The sequence below is a fragment of the Anaerococcus obesiensis genome (assembly GCF_016599815.1).
Taxonomy (GTDB): Bacteria; Bacillota; Clostridia; order Tissierellales; family Peptoniphilaceae; genus Anaerococcus; species Anaerococcus vaginalis.
The window spans coordinates 1753870-1771982 of sequence record NZ_CP067016.1 but is presented as its reverse complement, the minus strand read 5'-3'; the positions used below and the strand labels follow the sequence as shown (position 1 = coordinate 1771982).

The following is an 18113-nucleotide window of genomic DNA, read 5'->3' as shown; positions in this document are numbered from 1 at the left end:
TTAGGGAGGAATAATGAAAGACAGTAAAATAATTTTAGTTGGCGATGGAGCTGTAGGAAGTTCTTTTGCTTATGCCTCTACAATTCTTGGTATTGGAAGAGAATTGGGAATTATAGATATAAATGAAAAAAAAGCAGAAGGAGATGCCATGGATCTTTCCGATGTGCTTTCTTTTACAAATCCAAAACACATTTACAAGGCAGATTATAGCGATTGTAAAGATGCAGAAGTAGTAGTTATTACTGCTGGAATTCCACAAAAATCTGGAGAATCTAGACTTGATTTAATAGAAAAAAATCTTAAAATTTTTAAAGATATGATTGGACAAATTGTAGATAGTGGTTTTGATGGAATATTTTTAGTTGCATCAAATCCAGTTGACATTTTGACTTATGCAACTTGGAAATATTCAAAATTTCCAGCAAATAAAGTTATAGGCACAGGAACTACTCTTGATTCTTCAAGATTTAAAAAAGAAATTGCAAATTTAATAGGAATTGATCCAAGAAGCGTTGAAGCTTTTATAATGGGAGAACATGGAGATAGCGAATTTGCAGTTTGGTCACACACAAATGTAGGCGGTATGCCTTTGTATGAATGGGTTAAAAGCCACAGCGAAACTGACGAAAAAGAATTATTAGATACTTTTGAAAAAGTAAAAAATGCAGCTTATGAAATAATTGATAAAAAAGGCGCAACTTTTTACGGAATAGGTATGGCACTTGCTAGACTTGTTGAAGCAATTATAAATGATCAAAATTCTGTATTTTCTACTTCATCATATCTTGATGGGGAATATGGTTTAGAAGATATTTTTATTGGAGCTCCATCAGTTATCGGAAAAAATGGAGTAAAATGGGTTCTTGAAGTTCCACTTACTGATACAGAAGATGAAAGAATGAAAGAAAGTGCAAAAACATTAAAAGAAATAATAAATAAATCAAATATATAATAATTAGGAGCTGTTGTAAAATTATAGATAATTATAACTTTGCAACAGTCCTTTTTATATTAAAAAATTCAAATAGGGTAATAATATAAGGAATAATTTATTATAAGGAAGGTAGAAAATGGCAGATATAAATAAAATAAAAGAAATGGAAGAAATTCTAAACAAAAACACCAAAGAAGTAGAAGATTTTAGAAAGGCACTTGAAAAATTTAAGAACAGCCAAAAAGATTATAAAAAATTATCCGATTATTATTCGTCAGAAGAATATATGAAAGACTTAGAAGAATCAAATCAAGGAAAAATTGATCCGGAAATTAGCCAAGGAATTTTTTCAGAAGATTTGGTTTATGATCTATTAGGAGATAATTATTATTTGGCAGTTGATATGCTTGAGCTTGCAACAGAAATAATAAAAAATAATTAAAAAAAATCCCTCAGCTTTTTAAAATTTTTACTGGCAAAGCCAATAAGAAAAATATAAAAGCTAGGGGATTTAATTTTATTATCTTCTAACAGCTTTTACAATCGCAGAAACCAAAACTATTGACATAATAGCTTCTGGAAGTCCGTTTGTAATTATTGCGCCAAAAATTGTATTCCTTGCAGCCTCAACAGAAATACCCAAGGCTGTTACATATTTTTCTGCATAAAACAAATAAATAAAGCCCATAACAAAAAGAGTATTAGTCATTGTTCCAACAAAAGATGCAATAGCTACAGAAAGATTTGAATTTTTATTTTTATAAGTTAAATAAAGCATACAAATAGCAATTATAGTTATTACTATAGAAATTACAATTTGATATATTTTTGCTTGATGAGTTAAATTATAAAAAACCAAATAAATTAAAAATCCTGTAAGAATTGTCCACAAAATCAAAGAAATTTTTCTAATTTTTTCATTATTTTTGTCTTTTAATCCTTTAAAAGTTAGTCCTGCAAAAATTCCTATTAAAATTCTTGGCAAAACTGAAATTATTGGATTATAAAAAACAAATGAAATTGGACCAGGTCTAAGCATAGCATTTGCTATCGAAGATAGACCAAAAATAAATCCCACAAGACAACCAACGATTGGTCCTTCTAAAATTGCAGCTATAATAACTGGTATGTGCATGGTCGTAATATTAATTAGACCTAGGGGAATGTATCCCATCGGAGTGAATCCTAAAACCATAGTGATTGCTCCAAGCATAGCAACAGTTACCATTTTACGAGTTTTTTCTTTATTATTCATATTACCTCCTGATACAACTCCTTTCGGATGTCGTTCATTATACAATTATTATATACCAAAAAATTAAAATGTCTAAAAATTAACTAAGAAGTTTGCAAAAATAATTTTTGAAACAATAAGAAATGAAATAAAAAAATTAAAAATAAAAAAACGCAGATAAAAATCTGCGTTAAATTTGGTGCGCCATCAGGGATTCGAACCCTGGACACCCTGATTAAGAGTCAGGTGCTCTACCAACTGAGCTAATGGCACTAACTTGCTGACTTATTAATAATACCATTTTATAAATTTTTTGTCAACAAGGGGAAATTTTTAATAGTGAAATTATAAATCTTTTTATTTATTTCATTATTAAGTTTGTATATGCTATAATGTGTAGTGGATGTTTACTTGGGACCCATCCGAAAAAAATCAAGGAGGTATTTATGTCTAGTCAAGGATATAATTTTAAGGATACAAATTTTTTAGTTAAGTCAGCTGCGATCGCGGCTTTGTATGCAATAATCACTTTAATGTTCCCATCTCTTGCGTACGGACCTATCCAATTACGTTTTAGTGAAATTTTAGTTCTTTTGGTTTTTTATAACAAAAGATTCATTCCGGGACTTTTATTGGGATGTTTTTTGGCTAATTTTGCGTCTGATATTGCTGTGTTTGATGTGATTTTTGGAACTTTCGCATCTTTTTTGGCTTTTATGATGATAATTAGACAAAAAAATTTGTTCATAGCATCTTTGTTTCCAGTTTTATCTATGGTTATTCCAGCTATTGGAACTTATATTTTGTTAGATTCATCAACTGCTTTCATTATTATGCTTGGACAATTTATGATGAGTGAATTTATTGTTGTATCTATAATTGGCATTTTTATTTTTAAAATTTTAGAAAATAATTCTGCTTTTATGAATATGATTAAAAATTTCTAAGAAAAAGGGACTGTTGTAAAAATTATAAATAATCATAATTCTACAACAGTCCCTTAAATATTTTTAATTATTTTTCTTCTTTATCTTTTGAATTTTTTTCTTCGTATTCTTCTTTTGTTAAAACATCAACTATTTCTGCTTTAACTGCTTGTACGTTTATTCCTGTTAGGCTATAAACTTCTTTTTTGATATTTCTATCTAATGATGCGAATACTTCTTGAGCTTTTTTGCCGTATTCAAGAATTATTTTTGTGTGAACTACAGCATTTTTTGCATCGTCAACGTCGATTGAAATTCCTGATGTATTTTCTCCGTCTGTAAAGTTATCAGCTATTGATGAAAAAACATTTTTTTTCAATTCTAAAATTCCGTCTGTTTTTGTTAAAACTTTTTTTGCGATTTTTGCTATTACATTGTCGTTAATTGTATATTCACTTACTTCGTTTGCGTATTCTGCTTGAATTTCTTTGTTTTCAATTCTATCCATAATTTTCTCCTTTTAAATTTCAACTTATTAACTTGTTTACCTTATATTGTTACCCGAAGTTTTTCGAAATAAACAATTTTTAACAAAGATTTTAAATTATTTGGATAATTTTTTTATTATTTTTTCAATTTCTTCGATTTTTTCTATTCCATCTTCATTATTTTTATCAAGTGCCTTGTAGACGCAATGTTCAAGATGGGAAGAGAGGACATCGGAATTTATATTTTTCAAAATTGAAATTGATGCCATTATTTGATTTGAAATATCTATACAATATCTGTCATCTTCAACCATTTTTATAAGTCCGTCTAACTGCCCTCTGACTGTTTTTAATTTTCTTAGGGTTTTATCTTTGTCAGCTTGCATTATTTATACTCTATGCCGACAAATTCATATCCAGCATCATTTATTTTTTCTTTTATTTCGTTTTCATCAATTGCTCCAAAGTAATCGACTTCTGCTAATTTTTCATCTAAATTAACTTCGGCATTTTCGATTCCAGAAATATTTTTAAGAATTTCTTCTACACGATTTTTACAGTGGTTACAGCTCATTTGATTTACTTTTACTATCATTTTGTTTAATTCGTTCATTTTTTTCTCCTTTATATTTTTATTTTTTTCTTTTTGAATTTCTTCTTTTATTTTTTCTTCGTTTTCAAAATTTGCTTTAAATTTTCTAAGTCTTAGTGAGTTTAAACAAACAAATATTGATGAAAAACTCATGGCAAAGGCTCCAAACATTGGGGAAAGTTTTAATCCAAAAGCAGGATAGAGAAGACCTGCTGCAAGTGGGATTCCAATTATATTATAGAAAAATGCCCAAAAAAGATTTTCTTTAATAATTTTTATGGTTGATTTTGAAAGTTTTAATGCTGATACAATATCCAAAATATTATTGTTAATTAAAATAATATCGGCAGATTCTATGGCTACATCTGTTCCATTTCCTATTGCCATTGACACATCGCTCCTTGCAAGTGCTGGCGCATCATTAATTCCATCTCCAACCATCAAAACTTTTTTTCCTAGTTTTTGCAAATTTTTAATTTCTTTTTCCTTGTCTTGGGGTAAAACTTCTGCGTATTTTTCGTCAATATTTAAGGCGTTTTTTATTGCCTCAGCAGTTTTTTCATTATCGCCTGTAATCATCCTAACTTCATAGCCCATTTTTTTCATTTCATCAATTGCAATTTTTGATAAATTTTTTGGTTTATCTTGAACGGCTATTATTCCGATTACATTTTTTTCATCAGCAAAATACATAGAAGTTTTTCCTTCATTTGAAAATTTATCAGCTTTTTTCTCATAGGATTTTAAATCTATATTTTTTTCTTTCATCAAGGAAATATTTCCACCATAATAAATTTTGTTTTCATATTTTGCTTTTATTCCTTTACCAGAAATCGCCTCAAAGTCTTCTATATTTTTTGCTTGAATATTTTTAGCTTTTGCATATTCGCTTATGGCGTGTGATAGGGGATGCTCGCTATTATTTTCGATTGAGCTTGCAATTTTTATAAATTCATTTTCATCAATTTCTGAAATTATATCAGTAACTTGTGGTTTTCCTTCAGTTATGGTTCCAGTTTTATCTAGTAAAATTGTATCAACTTTGTGAAGATTTTCTAAGCTTTCTGCATTTTTAAATAAGAGTCCAAATTGGGCACTTTTTCCTGTAGCAACCATAATTGCCATTGGAGTTGCAAGTCCCAAGGCGCATGGACAAGAAATTACTAAAACAGAAATTGCAAAATTTAAAGAAAATTCGAATCCATATCCTAAAATCATCCAAATTACAAAAGTAAATAAAGAAATTATCATTACAGTTGGTACAAAAATTGCAGAAATTTTATCGGCAAGTTTTGCTATCGGTGCTTTTGTTTCATTTGCCTGATTTACAAGTTCAATTATTTTTGAAAGCGTAGTATCTTCTCCAACTTTTGTAGCTTCAAATATAAAAGAGCCTTGTTTATTTAAAGTTGCAGAAATAACTTCATCTCCAATATTTTTATTTACAGGAATTGATTCGCCGGTTATTGCAGATTCATCAACAAGAGATGAACCTTCTTTTACAATTCCATCAACAGGAATTGCCTCTCCTGGTCTAACTAAAATCAAATCTCCTTTTTTCAAATCTTCAACCAAGATTTCTACTTCATTTTTATCTTTTAAAATTCTAGCTTTTTTTGGAGCAAGATCCATCAAAGATTCCAAAGATTTTTTTGTTTGACCTTTAGATTTTTTTTCGAAATATTTTCCCAAAGTAATCAAAGTCAAAATCATTGCTGATGATTCAAAATATAGGTTATGCCTATAATTTTCTACAATTTCAAATTTTTCAAAGCCAAGACCATAAGCCATTCTCATTATGGCAAATATTCCATAAATCAATGCGGCAAAAGATCCAAGTCCTACTAAAGTATCCATATTAGATGCTTTGTTAAAAAGAGCTTTAAAACCGGAAATATAAAAAATTCTATTTACAAAAACTATTGGCAAGGTTAATAAAAATTGCAAAAAAGCAAAGTTTACACTGCCACGCGCTCCCATTAAAAAATGAGGAAGTGGAAGATTTATCATGTGTCCCATAGAAACATACATAAGTGGAATCAAAAATATAAAAGAAATAATTAATCTGTTTTTGACAATTTTTTCTTCATCAAAAGTTTTATTATTTTCTTTTAAATTTTTTTTATTTTTTGGCTTTGCTCCATAGCCAATTTTTTCAACAGCTTTTATAATATCATTTTCAGAAATTTTTCCATCATCATAAGAAACAGTCATGGTTTCCGAAATAAGATTTACATTTACAAAATCAACGCCGAGTTTTTCGACAGCTTTTTGAACATTTGCCTGACAAGATGCACAAGTCATTCCACTAACATCAAAGCGTTCTTTCATTTTACCTCCTAACTAACACCGTGTGGGGGTGTTATTTTTATTATATGCTTATAATAATTTTTGTAAAGAAATATTTTTTAATTTTGATGGGTAGAAAATAAATAAGGAGTAAAAAATGAAAAGATATAATATGATTTTTAAAGGGAGAGTACAAGGAGTTGGCTTTAGATATAAATCTTATTTGCTTGCAAATGAACTTGGCTTAACTGGAGATGTAAATAATTTATATGATGGAGATGTTGAATTAAATATTCAAGGAGATAGAGAAAAAATAGATTTATTTTTGGAAAAATTGGCTAAGGATAGATTTATAAGAATTGATGATATAGAAATTAAAGAAAAAGAATTAATAAATGATGAGGAAAAATTTAAATTGTCATAAAAATTAAATTGTAACCAAAAAAGGCTCTTGTAAAAAATACAAGAGTCTTATTTTTTGTCGAAAAAATTGCTTATTGCAGGATTTATTATTGCAAGAATTATTGATGCAATTAAAGCAGTTCCAAATGAATTTATGCTTGCACCACTTGCAAGATTAAATGTAATTTGTAAAACAATTGCGTTTACTATAAAAGAAAATAAACCAAAAGTTACAATTGTTAATGGTAGAGATAATAATTTTAAAATTGGTTTTATAATTGCATTTACAAACATCAATATTAAAGCTGTAATTATTATTGCCTTATTTTCTGTAAAAGTTATTCCATCAAATAAAATATCAAGAAGATAAAGACTAATTGCGTTTGCAATCCATTGAATTAAAAATGTCATTATTTTCACCTCGATTCAAATGATTTTTGTATATTAACTGTACAAGTTGAAATGAAAAAATCAATATTTAAAGTAAAAAGCTCCATTTCTATGTGAAATGTACTATAATAATCTTGACTCATTTTTTTGGATAAGAGTTGATATTAAATTAAAAATATTTATTTTCTAAAATAAATAAAAAAGTAAATGAAATTATTGAGGAGGAGAAATGATTTACACACTTACCTTAAACCCATCAATTGATTATGTTCTAAGAATAGATGAATTTTTGGACGGAGAAACTTTAAGAAGTAATAGTGAAGAAAAATATCCTGGCGGAAAGGGAATAATGGTTTCAAAACTTTTGAAAAATCTTGGAGAAAAATCTGTAAATATTGGTTTTCTTGGAGGGTTTACAGGAGATTTTATTAGAAAAAAATTAAATGATTTGGGAATCGCGGAAGATTTTACAAGGATAGAAGATGATTCTAGAATAAATGTGAAATTAAAATATGAAACAGAAACTGAAATTAATGCCCAAGGTCCTCAAATTAAAGAAGAAGAAATTGAAGAATTTTTAAATTATTTAGACCAATTGCAAGAAGATGATTTTGTAATAATATCTGGTTCAATTCCGAAATCTTTGAGAGATGATTTTTATAGGGTTATTGTAAATTTACTTGAAATGGATAATGTAAGATTTGCTCTAGATACTTCTGGTAAAAAATTATATAAACTCTCATCTTATAAACCATTTTTGGTAAAGCCAAATAAGGATGAGCTTTCTGAAATTTTTGATGATGAAATTGATAGTGATGAAAAAATTGTAAAATATGCTAGAAAATTAATTGACCAAGGAGCTGAAAATGTAATTGTTTCACTTGGAAAAGATGGATCAATGTTTATTGATAGTAATATAGTTTATAAAGCAAAACCTATTGAAGGAAAATTAATTAATTCTGTAGGAAGTGGGGATAGCATGGTTGCAGGATATATTTTCGGTTATATGAAAGGACTTTCAAAACTTGATTCATATAAACTTGCAATAGCTTGTGGAAGTGCAACAGCCTTTAGTCCTGATATTGCTGAAAAAGAACTTATAGATGAAATTTTTAAAAAAGTTGAGCTTGAAGAATGGGAATAAAGCTATATGATTAAAAATCAAAAAAATAATTTTCACTAGCCTAATAATTTAAGCTGGTGTTTTTTTATTGTTTGAAATTGGGTATAGGTAAAATAAGCGAGGTAAGATATGAAAGAATTAGAAAAAATTATAAATGAACAAAAAATATTTTTTAAAACTGGCTTAACCAATACAGAAGATTTTAGAAAAAAAGCTTTAATAACTTTAAAAAAATCTATTGATAAGTATAAGGAAGAAATTATTTATGCCTTAAAAATGGATTTAAATAAATCAAGCACAGAATCTTATATTTCAGAAATTGCAAGTGCCTATGCAGAAATTGATTTTTCTTTAAAAAATTTATCAAATTGGATGAAAGATACAAGAGAGATTACAAATATGGAGGCAATGCCTGCAAAATCTTTTACAAGATATGAACCTTTGGGTGTAACTCTAGTTATTTCTCCATGGAATTATCCGTTTTTGCTTGCAATAAATCCAATTGTAAATGCAATTTCAAGTGGTAATACTGTAATTTTAAAAACTTCAAAAAAATCTTCTTATACATCAAAAATAATAAAAAAATTATTGGATGAAAGTTTTGATAGGGCGTTTATTTATTGCGTTGATAATGAAAAAGTAAGTCATGATGAACTTTTATCTTACAAATACGACCATATATTTTTTACTGGCTCTCAAAAAGTTGGAAAAATAATTATGAAAAAAGCAAGTGAAAATTTGACAAAAGTTACGCTTGAGCTTGGTGGCAAATCTCCTTGCATAGTTGATGAAAGTGCAAATTTAAAATTTGCCGCAAAAAGAATTATTTGGGGAAAGCTTTTAAACAGCGGACAAACTTGTGTAGCACCAGATTATTTGTTGGTTCATAAAGATGTTAAAAAAGAACTTTTAAGATTGATGAAACAAACAATATTAGAATTTTATGGCGATAGAGCATTGGAAAATCCTGATTATCCAAGAATAATTGACAAAAATTCTTTTGAAAGACTCATTAATCTGATGGAAGGTCAAAATATTTACACAGGTGGTTTGTATAATTCAAAAACTTTAAAAATTGAGCCTACAATAATTGATAATGTAGATTTTTCAAATAAAATTATGCAAGAAGAAATTTTTGGACCAATTCTTCCAGTAATAGAATACAATGATATTTTTAAAATTATAGAAAAATTAAAATTTATGGATAAGCCTCTTTCAATGTATATTTTTAGTGAAGATAAAGAACATATTGATAGACTAACTTATGATTTATCATCTGGTGGAGTTTGTATAAATGATACGATAATGCATTTGACAAATCCTAATTTAGAATTTGGAGGAGTTGGAGAAAGTGGAATGGGTGGTTATCATGGGAAATTTGGTTTTATGAATTTTTCAAACAGAAAATCTATAATGATTAGGTCGAACAATATTGATATAAAAATAAAATATCCACCATATTCAAAAGGTCAAGAAAAAATAATTAAAAAAATTTTCAAATAAGAATCCTAATTTATCTAGGATTCTTATTTTTTATTTTATTTTAATTTATTGAATAAAAAAATTACAAAAGTATAATAGCTTTTATATCAAGAGGTGGTTTTATGGTGTTTATATCTGATGAAAAGAAAAACGAAATTTTAGAAAATTCAGATATTGTAGCAATTATTGGAGATTATGTAGATTTAAAAAAATCTGGAAACTCTTATAAGGGTTTGTGTCCTTTTCACAACGAAAAGACACCATCCTTTACAGTTGATGACAGGAAACAATTATTTCATTGCTTCGGTTGTGGCGAAGGTGGAGATGTTGTTTCTTTTATTATGCACAAAGAAGGACTTTCCTACATTGATTCTATGAAATATTTGGCTAAAAAAGCTGGTATAAAACTTGATGATACAAAATCTTCTAAAGAAAATAAAATTTTAAATAGATATTACGATATTAATAAAGATATAATGATGTATTTTTACAAAAATTTGTTGACTGATAAGGCTTGTCAAATTTATTTGAAAAACAGAGGATTTAGGTCAAATATTGTAAATACTTTTATGCTTGGTTTTGCTAAAAATTCTTGGGATGATTTATTATCTTATGTAAAAAAGAAAGATTATCTTTTGGATGATATTGAAAATTTGGGTTTAATTAAAAAATCTCAAAATGGAAAATATTATGATAAGTACAGAAATAGATTGATTTTTCCAATTATAAATCACTATGGAAAAGTTATTGGATTTGGTGGAAGAAGTATTGATTCTACTATGCCAAAATATTTAAATTCACCAGAAAGCCAAGTTTTCAAAAAAAGATACAACCTCTATGGTTTAAATATTTTCAAAAAACAATCTAATAAAGATATTATCTTGGTTGAAGGATATATGGATGTAATTGGTTTAAATAATCAAGGTATTGACCAAGCTGTGGCAAGTCTTGGAACATCACTTACAAGCGATCAGGCAAAACTTTTAAAAAGATATGCAAAAAATGTTTATATTTGCTACGACGAAGATAATGCTGGAATAAAAGCTACAGATAGGGCAATCGAAATTTTATTAGATGAAGGAATAAAACCAAATATAATTAGCCTTGAAAAAGGTCTTGACCCAGATGATTTTGTAAAAAAATATGGCAGAGATGCTTTTATAAAAAAGATGGATGAGGCTAGTGATGTTTACAATTACAAGTATAATAAAATTCTCGACTTATATGCAGAGAGTAAGGACAATGAAAAATTTGAAAAATTAAATTTATTTATAGAATTTTTATCTTCAATAAAATCAGATCTTACTAGAGAAATTTCTATAAATAATGTAAGCAAACTTTTTGATATAGATAAATCTACTTTAAAAGAATCTGTCTTAAAGTATAATGATAACTACAAAAAGACTTACAAAAATCAAAATAAAGATAGTTTTTATAATAAAAATGATTTTAAAAATTTTAACACCAATCAAAGCACAATTATTGAAAGAAAAAAATATTCTGTTTCCACAAATGAGCTTGAAACGTTAAGATTATATCTTAATCAAAAAGATGAGTATGATAAAAATAAAGATTTTTTTGATCAAGTAATAGTGGATGAAAAATTGCTTGAAATAAAACAATATATTGACAAAAATGGTTTTGATAAAATAAGCGAAAATTTTTCAAATGACTACCAATTTATTATAGATTACATCAAAGATAAGTCCAATAAGATTGTAGGAAATGAATTAATAGAAAAAATAAATTTAGAAAATAGAAAAAAACTTTTAAAAAAGTTAAGAAATAGAGACTAATCACTTCAAAGCTGGAGGGGAGACTTATGACTAGTGATAACGAAAAGATGCTAGAAGATGATCTTCTAAGGGAAATAATAGATGAATTTAAATCTATTAGTGAATCTCAAGATGGAGTTGTAACTTACAAACAAGTTTACACTTTTGAGACCTTTAAAGAAATGGAAGATGAAAGCAAAAAATATGTTATAGGCCAAATTATATCCAATGGAATAGAGATTGTTGAAGAACAAAGAACTGTTTTGGACGAAGATGAAGATGACGAAGAAATCAGAGAAGATCTTGATAATGATGACGATGAAGATTTTTCAGATGAAAAACTTGAAGATCACATGAAAAAAGCTTCTAACAAGCAAAAGTTAGAAAAAAAGTTTATACAAGATGAAGCTATCACTGGTATAAAGTTGGATGACCCTGTAAAAATGTATTTAAAAGAAATTGGAAAAGTTAAGCTATTAGATGCTCACGAAGAAATATTTTTGGCAAAAAAAATGGAGCTGGGAGATATTGCGTTCAGGAGTAAAAGTGGCAAAAAACTTACCAAACAAAATAAAGTAAAACTTGCTTTAGACATATTTTATGGAGACCTTTCATTAACTATACTTGGTGCAAATCAATCGATTTTAGAAAATAAAGAATTTGATGATGAAACAAAAACAAATCTTGAGTCATTGATTGAAATTGGAAATCAATTTGAAAATATGTTAAATCAAGAATTAACAGATGAACAATTGGAAGCAATAAAATCTAAAATATTAATTTGCAATATTGCACAAAAATCTATAGCTGACAAAGAATTAAGTGAAAAAGAAGCAAATATTTTGTGTGATTTATTTGATAATTTTGGAAAATTAGTTGCAACAAAAGAATCTGACGATATAGTTTCACTAATTTATTTAGCTTTTTCAGACCTTTACAAAAAGGGAGCTGAAAATGAAATTTTAAAAACCAATGATAGGCTGATAATTAACGATTTAATAAATTTTTCAAACAAAGCCAGGCAAGTTTATGAATATAAGCCGCTTTCAGAATCAAGTATAAAAGATTTGGAAAGATTTACAAAAACCAAAAATCTGTGCAAGAAAATTTTTGAAGATCAAGGATTTGATGCAGACGATGTAAAAAGATTGAATAGGGCAATATTTGATGCAAATAGGGCAAAACAAAAATTAGCAGAGACAAATTTAAGGCTTGTTGTATCAATTGCAAAAAAATATGTAGGTCGTGGAATGAGCTTTTTGGATTTGATTCAAGAAGGAAATATGGGACTTATGAAAGCAGTTGATAAGTATGATTACAACAGAGGATTTAAATTTTCCACTTATGCAACTTGGTGGATAAGACAAGCTATAACTCGTGCTATTGCCGACCAAGCTAGGACAATTAGAATTCCTGTTCACATGGTTGAAACAATAAATAAATTAGTTAGAATTCAAAGACAATTAGTTCAAGATTTAGGACGTGATCCATCAAACGAAGAGATTGCTGAGCAAATGGGAATTGAAGTTGAAAAAGTTCAAGAGATAAGAAAAATTGCTCAAGAACCTGTTAGTTTGGAAACACCAATCGGCGAAGAAGAAGACAGCCATTTGGGAGATTTTATAGAAGATGATACAGCCATAAATCCTGATGATGCAGCAAACTATTCAATGCTAAGAGATCAACTAAATGATGTTTTATCTTGTCTTGGAGCAAGAGAAAAAAGAGTTTTACAATTAAGATTTGGACTTATAGATGGAACTCCAAGAACATTAGAAGAAGTTGGAAAAGAATTTGATGTAACTCGCGAGAGAATTAGACAAATAGAAGCAAAGGCGTTAAGAAAATTAAAATCGCCTAATAAGAGTGAATTATTGAAAGACTTTTTATAGAATGAAAATTACTAAACGACTAGAAAAAATAGCAAAGCTAGTTGATGAAGGTAAAAAAGTAATTGATATTGGGACTGATCACGGATTAGTCCCTTTATATTTAGCAAAAAATGAAATATCAAAAGAAATTCTTGCAACAGATATTTCAAAAAAAAGCCTTCAAAAACTAGAAGAAAAGCTAGATGATAATTTAAAAAAAATAATAGAAACAAAAGTTTGTGACGGACTAAATGATATAGAAATAAAAGACAATCAAATAGCCATAATTGCAGGAATGGGTGCAGTTACTATAATTGAAATTATTTCTAATAATATAGAAAAGATAAGAAAACTTGATTATGTAATTTGTGAGGGAAATATTGGCAATGAAAAGTTAAGAAAATTTTTAAATGAAAATAGTTTTTTTATTGACAAGGATTTTCTTATTAAAGATGGAAGAAAACACTACGATATTATTAGATTTAAAAATGGAAAAGATAGAAAACTTTCTTTGGGAGAAATTTATTTTGGTAAATTTATCTACAAAGATTTCAATCCATTATTAAAGAAAAGACTTGAGCAAATTTATAAGAAAAATATAAAATTTAAAGAAAATATAGAAAAATTTTCAGACAATAAACAAGGATTAGACCTTATTGAAGAAAGATTACAAGCAATAGAAGAGGTTAAAAATTATGAAGATAAAAGATATAATTAAATTTTTGGAAGAAAGATTTCCGCTTTCACTACAAGAAGAGTGGGATAATTCTGGACTTCAAATTGGAAATATTGAAAATGACTTAACAAATATAATGATTTCTTTGGATCTTGACGAACAAACAATACAAAAAGCAAAAGAGAAATCTTGTAATTTGATTATAAATCATCATCCATTTTTATTTTCTTCAATTAAATCAATAGACTTAAACGAAGAAAAGGGAAAGATTATTAAAGATTTAATTAAAAATGATATTACAGTTTTTGCCATGCATACCAATCTTGATATAGGTAAAGGCGGAGTGAATGATAATTTGGCAAAACTTTTAGAGCTTAAAGATATTTCAAATTTAGATACAAATAATGAAAATCCTATGGCAAGATTTGGATATACAGATGAAATAACAGCTTATGATTTTTCTAAATTTGTAAAAGAAAAATTAAATTGCAAAGGACTTATACTTTATGGAGATAAAAATAAAAAAATAAAAAAAGTTGCTCTTTGTGGAGGAGCCGGCAGTGATTTTATAAGTGATGCAATTAAAAAAGACTGTGATCTTATTGTAACAAGTGATGTAAAATATCATGAGGCCATAGATAATTGTAAAAAAATAAATATAGTCGATCCAGGACATTTCGCAAGCGAAAATCATATTATTTATATGATAAAAGATTTATTAGAAAAAAATTTTGCAACGGGAATATACACTTGTGCAAAAAAAGATTCATATAGAGAATTTATATAATCTTTACAAATACAAAAATTATGATAAAATAAATAACGGAGTAAATTGAATAATCGCGTCAATGACGAGGAAAGTCCGTGCACCACAGAGTAAGGATGCTAGATAACGTCTAGTAAGGGTGACCTTCAGGCAAGTGCAAAAGAAAGTATACCGCCAAAATTTTTGGTAAGGGTGGAACGGTGAGGTAAGAGCTCACCAGATAATTAGTGATAATTATGCTGTGTAAACCCCATCCGGTGCAAGAACAAAAGGGACAATAGGATTTCTACTCGAAACGGTCCAGTATGGTAGTTCGCTTGAGCTAATTGGCAACAATTAGCCTAGATAGATGATTATTTTTAACAGAACACGGCTTATAGATTTACTCTATTTTTATTAAATTTAACTATCCTAATTTAAAAGGGTAGTTTTTTTATTGAAAAATTTAAAAATAAATTGTAACAAATAAGAAAAAAATATAAAAAAAGTTACGAAATAAAAATTATTTTTCAAATATTTTAAATAAATTGGGTTTATACAAGTGTTTTCACAAATAAATATAAAAAATATGTCAAAAAGTGTAATTTTTTTGTAACTTATTATTGACTATTTTGTTAAAAAGTTATATTATTATTCTAGATTTCATAACAGATAAAAAAAACAAATTTTAAACGGAGGAAACAATGAGTAAGAAAAATATAGGATCGACAATAGGAGTGTTAGCCGCAGTTACAATAGGTGCTTCTGCTTATGCTTCTACGATTAATAATTTAGATAAAGAAGATCAATCAAAAAAGGTATTAGAAAATAATGTATCTTATATTGAAAAAGAATATGCATCCAAAGTTAATTCTGTAAAAAAAGATTATTCTAACGAAGTTAAAAATACTAAATTTGCAGAAAAAACAGAGACAAAAAAAGATGCAAAAATATCTAAAACAAGAAATTTGGCTGATCCTACACTTTTTGAATCATCAAGTGAAGATGCTATAGTTAAAGCTGTAGATGAAAAAATTCAAGAAAATAAAGAAGAAGATCAAAATAAAAATCAAAATACAGTTGAACAAGCTTTAGAACAAAGCCCTGTAGTTGAAAAGTTTGTAGCTGTAGAATCATTAAATGTTAGGTCTTCAAAAAATGATCAAGAAAATAACGTAATAGACATATTAAATAAAAATACTAAAGTAAGTGGACAAGTTGAAGATGGTTGGTTAAAAACTGATAAAGGATACATAAAATTAGACTTTTTATCTGATCAAGCTGTAGAAGATACTAACCAAGAAGATTTAATAGCCCAAGAAGAGGCAAGAAAAGCTGAGGAAGCTAAAAAGCTGAAGAAGCAAGAAAAGCTGAGGAAGCAAGAAAAGCTGAAGAAGCTAAAAAAGCACAAGCTAGCCAAGCAACAAGTTATACTGGATGGGTAAATGTTAGTGCATTAAATGTAAGAAGTGGAGCAGGAACAGGTTCTAGTATTATTGGATCATTGTCAACTGGAGATAAAGTTTCAGGAACACTTCAAAATGGTTGGTTAAAAATCAGTTATAATGGACAAGTTGCTTATGTATCTGCAAACTGTTTATCAAATACAGAAGTTAAAAAACCAGTTGTTGAGAAAAAACAAGAAAACAATACACCAGCAAAACAAGAAAATACAGTTCAATCTCAAGCTTATACAGGTTGGGTAAATACAGCTGCATTAAATGTTAGATCAGGTGCATCAACATCATACAGTATAATAGGCTCTTATACTATGGGAGATAAAGTTAGTGGACAATTAGCTAATGGATGGTTGAAAGTAAACTATAATGGAAGAACTGGATATATAAGTGCAAATCTACTTTCAAGCAAAGAAGTTGCTAAACCACAACAAGTTGTAGAAAATAATAAAACAAACAATAATTCAATAGGACAACAAACTGCAACACAAACACCTCAAGCTTCAGCAAGTGGACAAGCTGCTGCAAATATTGCTAGACAATTTGTTGGTTATCCTTACGTGTGGGGAGGAGCATCTCCAAGTGGATTTGATTGTTCAGGTTTAGTTTATTATGCTTATAAACAAATTGGAGTTAATTTAAATAGAAATTCTGCTGCACAATTTTCTAATGGATATTCAGTAGGTATCAATAATTTGCAACCAGGAGATCTTGTATTCTTTAATCAAAGTGGATCTATTGACCATGTAGGAATGATTGTTGATTATAATGGTAATTATGTTCATGCAGTAAGTCCAGGAGTTGGAGTTCAAATTGGAAATATCTATAATTCATGGAGTCAAAGAGTATTTGCAGGAGCAAGAAGAATATTTTAATTAAATAAATTAAAAACACCCTTAGGGGTGTTTTTTTAGGATTAAATTATGAAGATTATTAAGTCAAATGAAATAAAAAATGATATATTAAAAAATATAAAATATTGCAATAAAAAGAAAAGCTTATTAATAATATCTCAAAATAATGATTTAGCTGTAAATCAATATAAAAATGCAATTATAAGAAGATGTAATGAATTTAATATTGATTATATTGATAAAGAATTTAGTAAAGAAGATAATCATTTAGATATAATAAATTATTGTAATAATTTAAAAAATATTGATGGTTTTATAGTTCTCCAACCTCTCTTAGAGTCGACAGATTTAGATTATTTAAGAGAAAATATTCCTTTTAATGATTTAGATGGCTTTAAGTATGATTCTTTAGGAAAAATAATGAATAAAAAATTTGAGAATTTACCACAAACAGTAAAATCTATTATAAAATTTATTAATTATATGAATTTGGACTTGGAGGGAAAGGATATAATAATAGCTAATTCAACTAATATTATTGGAAAACCATTAGCTATGTATTTAAATTATAAAAAAGCTTCAGTAACACTCTTTAATTCAAAAACAAAAAATCAAAAAGAAAAAATTAAGAATTGTGATATATTTATATCTGCAATTGGAAAAGCAAATTTTTATAATAAAGATTATTTTAGAAATGGACAAATAATAATTGATGCAGGAGTAAGTTTTGTAGATGGAAATATGTATGGCGATGTTGATTATGAATATATAAAAGATTTAGATATAAAAATTGTTACTTGCAAAAATGGAGTAGGTTCTATTACAACCTTATCGTTATTAGAGAGTCTTTTATATAGTTGAAAAGCATTTATTTT

Annotated in this window: 18 protein-coding genes, 1 tRNA gene and 1 other RNA gene; 14 read left to right on the top strand and 6 right to left on the bottom strand. The window is 27.6% G+C overall.

What is annotated here, in order from left to right; all coding sequences use genetic code 11:
• Positions 1 to 13: 13 nt before the first annotated feature.
• Both I6H46_RS08950 and I6H46_RS08945 read left to right on the top strand, forming a co-directional pair.
• Positions 14 to 952 carry an L-lactate dehydrogenase gene (locus tag I6H46_RS08950; RefSeq protein WP_019117544.1) on the top strand — a complete coding sequence of 313 codons (939 nt, stop codon included), beginning with the start codon at positions 14 to 16 and terminating at the stop codon, positions 950 to 952.
• Between the two features lie 118 nt (positions 953 to 1070).
• A complete protein-coding gene (locus tag I6H46_RS08945; RefSeq protein WP_019117545.1) occupies positions 1071 to 1376 on the top strand; it encodes a DUF4298 domain-containing protein in 306 nt (101 codons plus the stop codon).
• 78 nt (positions 1377 to 1454) lie between these two features.
• Here I6H46_RS08945 and I6H46_RS08940 read toward each other — a convergent pair whose 3' ends face one another.
• The gene (locus I6H46_RS08940; RefSeq protein WP_019117546.1) at positions 1455 to 2189 is read right to left on the bottom strand and encodes an ECF transporter S component; all 735 of its coding nucleotides are present in this window, start codon (positions 2187 to 2189) and stop codon (positions 1455 to 1457) included.
• A 176-nt stretch (positions 2190 to 2365) separates the two neighbouring features.
• Positions 2366 to 2441: transfer RNA gene (locus tag I6H46_RS08935), tRNA-Lys, on the bottom strand.
• 173 nt (positions 2442 to 2614) lie between these two features.
• On the opposite strand from I6H46_RS08935, the gene I6H46_RS08930 reads away from it, so the two are divergent.
• Positions 2615 to 3115, top strand: coding sequence for a QueT transporter family protein (locus I6H46_RS08930; RefSeq protein ID WP_019117547.1), 501 nt, complete (start codon positions 2615 to 2617; stop codon positions 3113 to 3115).
• 67 nt (positions 3116 to 3182) lie between these two features.
• Here I6H46_RS08930 and I6H46_RS08925 read toward each other — a convergent pair whose 3' ends face one another.
• The 3 genes from I6H46_RS08925 to I6H46_RS08915 all read right to left on the bottom strand — a co-directional run bounded on the left by I6H46_RS08925 (position 3183) and on the right by I6H46_RS08915 (position 6505).
• Complete coding sequence (locus I6H46_RS08925; protein ID WP_019117548.1) at positions 3183 to 3602, bottom strand: Asp23/Gls24 family envelope stress response protein; 420 nt, start codon at positions 3600 to 3602, stop codon at positions 3183 to 3185.
• Between the two features lie 96 nt (positions 3603 to 3698).
• Positions 3699 to 3968: a metal-sensing transcriptional repressor gene (locus tag I6H46_RS08920; RefSeq protein ID WP_004838968.1), complete on the bottom strand. Its 270-nt coding sequence runs from the start codon at positions 3966 to 3968 to the stop codon at positions 3699 to 3701.
• Entirely contained in the window at positions 3968 to 6505 is a 2538-nt protein-coding gene (locus tag I6H46_RS08915) for a heavy metal translocating P-type ATPase (protein WP_200225836.1), read from the bottom strand. The genes I6H46_RS08920 and I6H46_RS08915 overlap by 1 nt, the downstream gene beginning before the upstream one ends.
• A gap of 115 nt (positions 6506 to 6620) precedes the next feature.
• On the opposite strand from I6H46_RS08915, the gene I6H46_RS08910 reads away from it, so the two are divergent.
• The gene (locus tag I6H46_RS08910; RefSeq protein ID WP_019117549.1) at positions 6621 to 6887 is read left to right on the top strand and encodes an acylphosphatase; all 267 of its coding nucleotides are present in this window, start codon (positions 6621 to 6623) and stop codon (positions 6885 to 6887) included.
• 47 nt (positions 6888 to 6934) lie between these two features.
• On the opposite strand, the gene I6H46_RS08905 is transcribed toward I6H46_RS08910, so the two are convergent.
• Positions 6935 to 7276 (bottom strand): phage holin family protein, encoded by a 342-nt coding sequence (locus tag I6H46_RS08905; protein ID WP_004838965.1) that lies wholly within the window; start codon positions 7274 to 7276, stop codon positions 6935 to 6937.
• Positions 7277 to 7484: 208 nt separating this feature from the next.
• Between I6H46_RS08905 and pfkB the strand changes: the two genes are divergently transcribed.
• The 10 genes from pfkB to I6H46_RS08860 all read left to right on the top strand — a co-directional run bounded on the left by pfkB (position 7485) and on the right by I6H46_RS08860 (position 18099).
• A complete protein-coding gene (gene pfkB / locus I6H46_RS08900; RefSeq protein ID WP_200225834.1) occupies positions 7485 to 8399 on the top strand; it encodes a 1-phosphofructokinase in 915 nt (304 codons plus the stop codon).
• 108 nt (positions 8400 to 8507) lie between these two features.
• A complete protein-coding gene (locus I6H46_RS08895) occupies positions 8508 to 9881 on the top strand; it encodes an aldehyde dehydrogenase family protein (RefSeq protein WP_019117551.1) in 1374 nt (457 codons plus the stop codon).
• A gap of 101 nt (positions 9882 to 9982) precedes the next feature.
• Positions 9983 to 11656 carry a DNA primase gene (gene dnaG, locus I6H46_RS08890; RefSeq protein ID WP_200225832.1) on the top strand — a complete coding sequence of 558 codons (1674 nt, stop codon included), beginning with the start codon at positions 9983 to 9985 and terminating at the stop codon, positions 11654 to 11656.
• Between the two features lie 26 nt (positions 11657 to 11682).
• Entirely contained in the window at positions 11683 to 13527 is a 1845-nt protein-coding gene (gene rpoD / locus I6H46_RS08885) for an RNA polymerase sigma factor RpoD (protein WP_200225830.1), read from the top strand.
• Position 13528: 1 nt separating this feature from the next.
• Positions 13529 to 14224 (top strand): tRNA (adenine(22)-N(1))-methyltransferase, encoded by a 696-nt coding sequence (locus I6H46_RS08880; protein ID WP_200225828.1) that lies wholly within the window; start codon positions 13529 to 13531, stop codon positions 14222 to 14224.
• A complete protein-coding gene (locus tag I6H46_RS08875; protein ID WP_019117554.1) occupies positions 14202 to 14969 on the top strand; it encodes a Nif3-like dinuclear metal center hexameric protein in 768 nt (255 codons plus the stop codon). Before I6H46_RS08880 ends, I6H46_RS08875 begins: the two co-directional genes overlap by 23 nt.
• A gap of 37 nt (positions 14970 to 15006) precedes the next feature.
• Positions 15007 to 15341, top strand: an RNA gene (rnpB, locus tag I6H46_RS08870) — RNase P RNA component class A.
• Positions 15342 to 15631: 290 nt separating this feature from the next.
• On the top strand, positions 15632 to 16372 hold the full coding sequence (locus I6H46_RS10145) for a hypothetical protein (protein ID WP_234287352.1): 741 nt from the start codon (positions 15632 to 15634) through the stop codon (positions 16370 to 16372).
• Between the two features lie 59 nt (positions 16373 to 16431).
• On the top strand, positions 16432 to 17259 hold the full coding sequence (locus I6H46_RS10140; protein ID WP_234287351.1) for a C40 family peptidase: 828 nt from the start codon (positions 16432 to 16434) through the stop codon (positions 17257 to 17259).
• A 48-nt stretch (positions 17260 to 17307) separates the two neighbouring features.
• A complete protein-coding gene (locus I6H46_RS08860) occupies positions 17308 to 18099 on the top strand; it encodes a bifunctional 5,10-methylenetetrahydrofolate dehydrogenase/5,10-methenyltetrahydrofolate cyclohydrolase (RefSeq protein WP_019117556.1) in 792 nt (263 codons plus the stop codon).
• Positions 18100 to 18113: the final 14 nt, after the last annotated feature.